Here is a 6828-nt window from a genome sequence, read left to right on the forward strand (position 1 = left end):
GGCCAGCGACAGGTTCAGGGGACGCGCAGCGCGCCGCCGTCCACCGGGACGGTGGTGCCGGTGACATAGCCGGCGGCCGGCGAGAGCAGGAACGCGGCGACCCGCCCGAACTCCGCCGGCTCCCCGTACCGGCCCAGCGGGATCGCCTCCCGGGTGCGCTGCCGCGTCGCCGGGTCGGCGGCGGCGTCCAGCTGCCGCGTCCGGTCGGTGGCGATCCGGCCCGGCATCAGGCCCAGCACCCGCACCCCGCGCGGCCCGAACTCGTCGGCCAGGTCCTTGGCGACCATGGCCAGCCCGGGCCGCAGCCCGTTGGAGATGGCCAGCCCCGGGATCGGCGAACGGGCCGAGCTGGAGAGCACCAGGCCCAGCGCGCCGCCCTCGCCCAGCGCGGGCGCGAAGGTGCGCGCGGCGCGGACCGCGCCCAGGAAGACGCTCTCGAACGCGGCCCGCCACTGCTCGTCGGTGGCCGCCGAGGCGGCGGCGGGCGGCGGCCCGCCGACCGAGACCAGCGCCCCGTCGAACCGGCCGAACCGCTCGTTCGCCAGCGCCAGCAGCCGCTCGGCGGCGTCCGGCGCCGCCAGGTCGGCGGCGAGCCCGGCGGCCCGGTCCTCGCCGAGCGAGGCCACGGCCTCGGCGACCGCCTCCTTCCCGCGCGCTGCCAGCACCACCCGGGCGCCCTCGCCCACCAGCGCCTCGGCCGTGGCCCGGCCCAGCCCCCTGCTGCCGCCGGTCACCACATAGACCCGATCGGTCAGTCCCAGATCCATCGCGCACCGCCCCTTGGTCGCCTCGTGATCGCGTTCCTCCGTGGGGACAATACGCCGCCCCCCGGACGTCCTTACGGCGGTTTGACGTCGGCGGGCGCAGGATGGGCCACGCCTCCTCGCACGGACCCCGCCGATTCCCCTCGGGCGGGGTCCGTGCCCCTCCTCCGGCCGGGTCCCGGCGCCGGATTCCCCTTCTACACTGGGCCACGTGGTGAGCACCGACTGGCAGGAAGATCTGCGCAACCGTGGCTACCGGCTGACGCCCCAGCGGCAGCTGGTGCTGGAGGCCGTCGACCGGCTGGACCACTCCACGCCCGAGGACATCCTCACCGAGGTGCGCAAGACCGCCGGCGGGGTCAACATCTCGACGGTCTACCGCACGTTGGAGCTGCTGGAGGAGCTGGGCCTGGTCAGCCACGCGCACATCGGCCACGGCGCCCCCACCTACCACCTGGCGGAGCGGCACGACCACCTGCATCTGATGTGCCGGGACTGCGAGCGGGTCATCGAGGCGGAGCTGTCCCTGGCCGAGCCGTTCGCCGAGGCGCTGCGCGAGCGCTTCGGCTTCGAGACGGACCTGCGGCACTTCGCGATCTTCGGCCGCTGCGGCAGCTGCGCGGCGCGCGCGGACGGCCCCGGGGGCGGCGGCCCGGAGGCCGGGGAGGCGGCGAACGGGACGTCGTAGGCTTGCGGTATGTCGTCCTATGCCAGTCCCCTGCTGGAGTTGCCCGGCGCGGTCGCCGCGCGGGAGCCGGACCTCGGAGTCGCCGCCCACTACGGGGATCTCTTCCGTGAACAGCGGGCGTTGGCCAGGGGCGAGGGGTTTGTCGACCTCTCCCACCGCGAGGTGGTCACGGTCGGCGGCCCGGACCGGCTGAGCTGGCTGCACCTGTTGCTCACCCAGCATGTGGAGACGCTGGCGCCGGGGCAGGCGACGGAGGCGTTGATCCTCTCCGCCAAGGGCCATATCGAGCATGTCCTCTATCTGGTGGACGACGGCGAGACGACCTGGGCGCACACCGAGCCGGGCGCCGCCGCCGCGCTGCTCGCCTACCTGGAGAGCATGAGGTTCTTCTACCGCGTCGAGATCGCCGACCGGACGGCCGAGTTCGCGGTGGTGCACCTGCCGGCCGGGTCCATCGTCGAGGTGCCGGCCGAGCTGGCGGTGCGCGAGACGCCGTACGGCAGGGACGTGTTCCTGCCGCGCGGCGAGCTGCCCGCGTTCGCGAAGGCGCACGGGCCGGCGCTCGGGGTGCTGGCGTTCGAGGCGCTGCGGGTCGAGGCGCACCGCCCGCGCCTGGGTCTTGAGACGGACCACCGCACGATCCCGCACGAGCTGGGCTGGCTGGCGACGGCGGTCCATCTGCACAAGGGCTGCTACCGGGGGCAGGAGACGGTGGCCCGGGTGGAGAACCTGGGCCGGCCGCCGCGTCGGCTGGTCTTCCTCCACCTGGACGGCAGCGAGGTCACCCTGCCCGAGCCGGGGGCGCCGGTGCGGCTGGCGGCCGACGGGCCCGAGGGGCGGGAGCTGGGGCGGGTCACCACCTCGGCGCGCCACCACGAGCTGGGGCCGATCGCGCTGGCGGTGATCAAGCGGAACGTGCCGGCGGACGCGCCGCTGCTGGCGGACCGGACGCCGGCCGCGCAGGAGTTGGTGGTCGAGCCGTAGGCCGCGGGTGCCGGCTCAGACCTCCACCAGCACGGTGAACGGGCCGTCGTTGGTCAGGCTCACCCGCATCTGGGCGCCGAAGCGGCCGGTCGCCACGGTGGCGCCCAGCGCGCGCAGCGCGTCGCGGACGGCGTCCACGAGCGGCTCGGCGATCTCGCCCGGCGCGGCGGCGGCCCAGGTGGGACGTCGGCCCTTGCGGGCGTCACCGTAGAGGGTGAACTGCGAGATCACCAGCAGCGGTGCTCCGGTGTCGGAGCAGGACTTCTCGCCCTCCAGCACGCGCAGGCCCCACAGCTTCCGGGCCAGCTTCACGGCGCTCTCCGGGGTGTCCTCGTGGGTCACCCCCACCAGGACGCAGAGTCCCTGGCCCACGATCTCGCCGACCGTCTCGCCGTCCACCGTCACGCAGGCGCCGTCCACGCGCTGTACCACCGCTCGCATGGGGTCATCATGCCGTGGGTCGGAAAGCGGCGTTCCTCAGGGCTCCTCGGCCGGCGAGGGAACGTTCCGCCGTCGAACTCACAGCGCCGGATGGGTGCCAACACGCTGCACGCGGCGGGTACACAGTGACACGATGCGTGCACGGGGTACGTACCGCACCACGGCACCGAAATGGGGACGAGGGGACAATTGCGCATGATCACACCGGGACCTGGCTCGCAGCCCGCCACCGTACCGAGCGCTCGGGCGCCGCACCGGGAGGCCGGGGGTGGCCGGGGCCGGCCGGGCGAGGGCGCGGGGGGCGTGGAAGGTGTCGCGGGGCCGGGCGAGGGCACGGGGGAGGCCGCCCCCTCGGGCGAGCGGCTCCGTGGGATGAGCCTGGCGCAGCTGCGCGAGCTGCGGCGCTCGGCGCAGCGCGAGGAGGCCGATCTCAGCTTCGTCCGGCGGCTGTTGCAGGGGCGGATCGACATCCTCCAGGCGGAGGCGCGGCGGCGCGGCGGGCAGGACGCGGGGCTGCTGGACCAGCTGCCGCACATCCTGGCCGACGGCCCGTCCCGGCACCGTTCCTCCGCCCGCCATGTGACGCTGGCGACGCCGGCGAGCGAGCGCTATCGGCGGCTGGCCGAGGAGGTGCTGGCGGAGGTCGAGCTGTCGGACCTGAGCGCCCTGGACGACGGGGAGTTGACGACGGCGCTGGCGCGGCTGGCGCAGTGCGAGGAGCGGGTCTCCCGGCACCGGCAGGAGTTGCACCGCACGGCGGACGGCTGCGGCGCCGAGATCGCCCGCAGGTACCGTGAGGGCGAGGTGCGGGTCGACGACCTGCTGTGCTGAACGACCCCCACGTCCGAACTCCGGGAGAGGAGCGAGCCGTTGACCGTCGCCGAGGGCGGCCCGCGCGTCGTACCCGGCCCCGCCGCGCCGGTGCTGGCCGAGGTGGTCAGGTCGGGGGTGGTGGAGAGCCGCCACCGTGGGTCGCTGGTGCTGCTGGGGGCGGACGGCCGGGTGGAGTGGGCGCTGGGCGAGGTGGCCGAGCCGTTCTTCCCCCGGTCCTGCAACAAGCCGGTGCAGGCGGCCGCCGTGCTGCGCGCCGGGCTGCCGCTGGACGGCGAACGGCTGGCGCTGGCGGCGGCCAGCCACGCCGGGGCCGAGATCCACCAGCGGCTGGCGGGGCGGATGTTGGCCGAGCACGGGTTGACGCAGGCGGCGTTGCGCTGCCCGGAGTCCGCGCCGAACTTCGGCGCGGGGCCCGGGCCGCGCGGCCGGCTGGCGATGAACTGCTCGGGCAAGCACGCCTCCTGGCTGGCGGCGAGCGTGGTCAACGGCTGGCCGGTCGCCGACTATCTCGACCCGGAGCACCCGATGCAGCGCTTCGTGCGGGAGACCCTCGTCGAGTACACGGGCGAGCCGGAGACGGCGATCGGCGTTGACGGCTGCGGGGCGCCGCTGCTGGCGCTCTCGTTGACCGGGCTGGCGCGGGCCTTCCGCGCCGCCGTGACCAACGGGCCCGGGGACCCGCTGCGGCGGGTGGCGGACGCGATGCGGGCGCACCCGGAGTACGTGGGCGGCGAGGGCCGGCTGGACACGGTGCTGATGCGGGCCGTGCCCGGGCTGCTGGCCAAGGGCGGCGCGGAGGGCGTGCAGGCGGTGGCGCTGCCGGACGGGCGGGCGTTCGCGTTCAAGGTCGAGGACGGCTCGGCGCGGGCGTCGGGCGTGCTCGCCGCGCGGGTGTTGGCGGCCCTCGGCGTGGACGCCCCCGGGGTGCCGGCGGCGCCCGTGCTGGGCGGCGGGGAGCCGGTGGGCGAGGTGCGGGCGGCGTTCTAGGGTGAACGGGGTGGGGTGGTGCGGGTGGTGTGTTGGGTGCAGGGTTTGTCTGCGGGCCGGTGGCCGGTGCGGGGCAGCCCGACTGGTCGTTTGTCCCTCGACGAGACGCGCCCACAGGGGTTGGGGATGTGGCGCGGGCTACGACGCCGGGCCTACATGGCGCACGATCGGCCGGGTGCGGGCGTAACGAATGCCGGCAGGAGGCTGGCTGGGAAGGGGGGCGCGGCTTCCGGGAGGTGGGGTTCGTTGCCGCCAGGGTGGTCGGGAGTGCGGTGCGTGCCCTCCGGGCGCGGGGACCGCGACTTGTTCGGGGGACGGCCGGCGGCTGGGGGCGTGCGTGGCGCGCACCGGCTTCGCCGGCCTGCCCCGGCATGTCGTCCGTCTCGGATGTGACCGATCGTCGGGCGACTGAAGGGGGGCGGTGCCGGTTGGTCGTTAAAGGCTGCGGTGGGTGGTGGGGTTGGGTCAACGACTACGCTGCCGCGCGAACATAGTCTGCCGGTGGGGTAGTCCGCGCCTTGTCGGCTTCCGGGCAGGGGGTGGGGGCCTCTTTCTCTAGGTGCCCGTCTGGAGTTGAACGATCCGTTCACTTCTAAACGGGCACCTAGAAAAAAGGTGCCCCCACCCCCCGGCGCCCGCCTTCGGGAGTCGACGGCGCGCGGGCTACCAGGACGGCAGGCGATGTTCGCGCGGCAGCGTGGTCGTTGACCGAACGCCCCGTCATGCCAGCGGAGTGGAGCAGTGGGGGTCGTCCCTTTCAGTCGCCCGACGATCGGTCACATCCGAGACGGACGACATGCCGGGGCAGGCCGGCGAAGCCGGTGCGCGCCACGCACGCCCCCAGCCGCCGGCCGTCCCCCGAACAAGCCGCAGTCCCCGCGCCCGGAGGGCACGCACCGCACTCCCGACCACCCTGGCGGCAACGAACCCCACCTCCCGGAAGCCGCGCCCCCCTTCCCAGCCAGCCTCCTGCCGGCATTCGTTACGCCCGCACCCGGCCGATCGTGCGCCATGTAGGCCCGGCGTCGTAGCCCGCGCCACATCCCCAACCACACCCCAGAGTCTCGTCGCCCAACGAAACGACCAGTCGGGCTGACCCGCACCGGCCACCGGCCCGCACTCGCACCCGGCCCGCCCCGTTCACCCTCAGGTTCCGTCCGATGTCCCGCACAGCTGCTGGTCGACGAGCGCGGTCATGGCCTTAGTCGTGTCCTGGCCGCCGTCGCTGGTGGCGTACACCACGGCGGTCCGGGTGCCGTCGGGCGTGACGCCGCTCCAGGAGCGGGCACCGAGCAGTTCGCCCGGGTGGCCGTGGTAGTAGCCGCCGCAGGACAGCGGGGTCTCGCCCAGGCCGAGCCCGTACCGCACGCCGGGCAGCCCGATCTCGGGCGCGGGCACGGTGTCGGTCATCGCGGTGAGCTGTTCGGGGGCGAGCAGGCGGCCGCCGAGCAGCGCGCCGTAGAACCGGTTCAGGTCGTGGGTGGTGCTGACGAGGGAGCCGGCGCCGACGGCCATGCTGGCGTTGAGCGCGGTGACATCGGTGCCGGCGCCGGGGCCCGGGTCCGCGCCGAACGCGGAGTAGGTGCGGGCGTGCGGCCCGACGATGAACGGGAAGGTGCCGGGCGCGCTGGTGTCGGCGAGGCCCAGCGGGCGGATGACGCGGTCCTCGACCTCCCGCGCCCAGCTCCGTCCGGTGACCTCCTCGACGATCATCGCGGCGAGCAGGTAGTTGGTGTTGGAGTACGACCAGTCGCCGTCCGGCGGGAACGCGGGCGGCTGCCGCAGGGCGAGCGCCACCAGCTCCTCGGGGGTGTGGCTGCGGAACCGTTCGGCGCGGTAGCCCTCCGCGCTGTTGAGGGCGGGGATCTCCGGCAGGGCGTCGGGGACGCCGCTGGTGTGGCGCAGGAGTTGGCGGACGGTGATCCGGTCGCCGTCGTGGCCGTTGCCGCGCACCACGCCCGGCAGCCAGCGTTCCACGGTGTCGTCGAGGGACAGCCGGCCCTCGCCGACGAGTTGCAGCACGACCGTGGCCGTGAAGGTCTTGGTGGCGCTGCCGACGCGGAACCGGCCGTCGGCCGGCATCGGCCCGGGGCCGTCAGCGCGGGCCGCGCCGGCGCGCGCGGTGGCGCG

Annotated in this window: 7 protein-coding genes; 4 read left to right on the forward strand and 3 right to left on the reverse strand. The window is 74.9% G+C overall.

Annotated features, from left to right (window positions below; genetic code table 11):
• Positions 1-14 precede the first annotated feature (14 nt).
• The gene (locus tag EBN88_RS12105; RefSeq protein WP_122183851.1) at positions 15-767 is read right to left on the reverse strand and encodes an SDR family oxidoreductase; all 753 of its coding nucleotides are present in this window, start codon (positions 765-767) and stop codon (positions 15-17) included.
• Positions 768-975: 208 nt separating this feature from the next.
• Here EBN88_RS12105 and EBN88_RS12110 point away from each other — a divergent pair, with 208 nt between their 5' ends.
• Complete coding sequence (locus EBN88_RS12110) at positions 976-1452, forward strand: Fur family transcriptional regulator (RefSeq protein WP_122183852.1); 477 nt, start codon at positions 976-978, stop codon at positions 1450-1452.
• Positions 1453-1461: 9 nt separating this feature from the next.
• Complete coding sequence (gene ygfZ / locus EBN88_RS12115; protein WP_122183853.1) at positions 1462-2436, forward strand: CAF17-like 4Fe-4S cluster assembly/insertion protein YgfZ; 975 nt, start codon at positions 1462-1464, stop codon at positions 2434-2436.
• 15 nt (positions 2437-2451) lie between these two features.
• On the opposite strand, the gene dtd is transcribed toward ygfZ, so the two are convergent.
• Positions 2452-2877 (reverse strand): D-aminoacyl-tRNA deacylase, encoded by a 426-nt coding sequence (dtd, locus tag EBN88_RS12120; protein ID WP_122183854.1) that lies wholly within the window; start codon positions 2875-2877, stop codon positions 2452-2454.
• A gap of 195 nt (positions 2878-3072) precedes the next feature.
• Here dtd and EBN88_RS12125 point away from each other — a divergent pair, with 195 nt between their 5' ends.
• Positions 3073-3708 carry an RsiG family protein gene (locus EBN88_RS12125; RefSeq protein WP_122183855.1) on the forward strand — a complete coding sequence of 212 codons (636 nt, stop codon included), beginning with the start codon at positions 3073-3075 and terminating at the stop codon, positions 3706-3708.
• Between the two features lie 39 nt (positions 3709-3747).
• On the forward strand, positions 3748-4698 hold the full coding sequence (locus EBN88_RS12130; RefSeq protein WP_122183856.1) for an asparaginase: 951 nt from the start codon (positions 3748-3750) through the stop codon (positions 4696-4698).
• Between the two features lie 1146 nt (positions 4699-5844).
• Here the strand turns inward: EBN88_RS12130 and EBN88_RS12135 are convergent.
• Positions 5845-6828, reverse strand: a 984-nt coding sequence (locus EBN88_RS12135) for a serine hydrolase domain-containing protein (protein ID WP_147472711.1), incomplete at its 5' end; no start/stop codon positions are given.

Source organism: Streptomyces triticirhizae, assembly GCF_003696235.1.
GTDB classification, from domain to species: Bacteria; Actinomycetota; Actinomycetes; order Streptomycetales; family Streptomycetaceae; genus Streptomyces; species Streptomyces triticirhizae.

Excerpts from the sequence above, each read along its gene's own strand:
- EBN88_RS12105 (WP_122183851.1), bottom strand. The coding sequence starts at position 767 with ATGGATCTGGGACTGACCGATCGGGTCTATGTGGTGACCGGCGGCAGC.
- ygfZ (WP_122183853.1), top strand. The coding sequence starts at position 1,462 with ATGTCGTCCTATGCCAGTCCCCTGCTGGAGTTGCCCGGCGCGGTCGCC.
- dtd (WP_122183854.1), bottom strand. The coding sequence starts at position 2,877 with ATGCGAGCGGTGGTACAGCGCGTGGACGGCGCCTGCGTGACGGTGGAC.
- EBN88_RS12125 (WP_122183855.1), top strand. The coding sequence starts at position 3,073 with ATGATCACACCGGGACCTGGCTCGCAGCCCGCCACCGTACCGAGCGCT.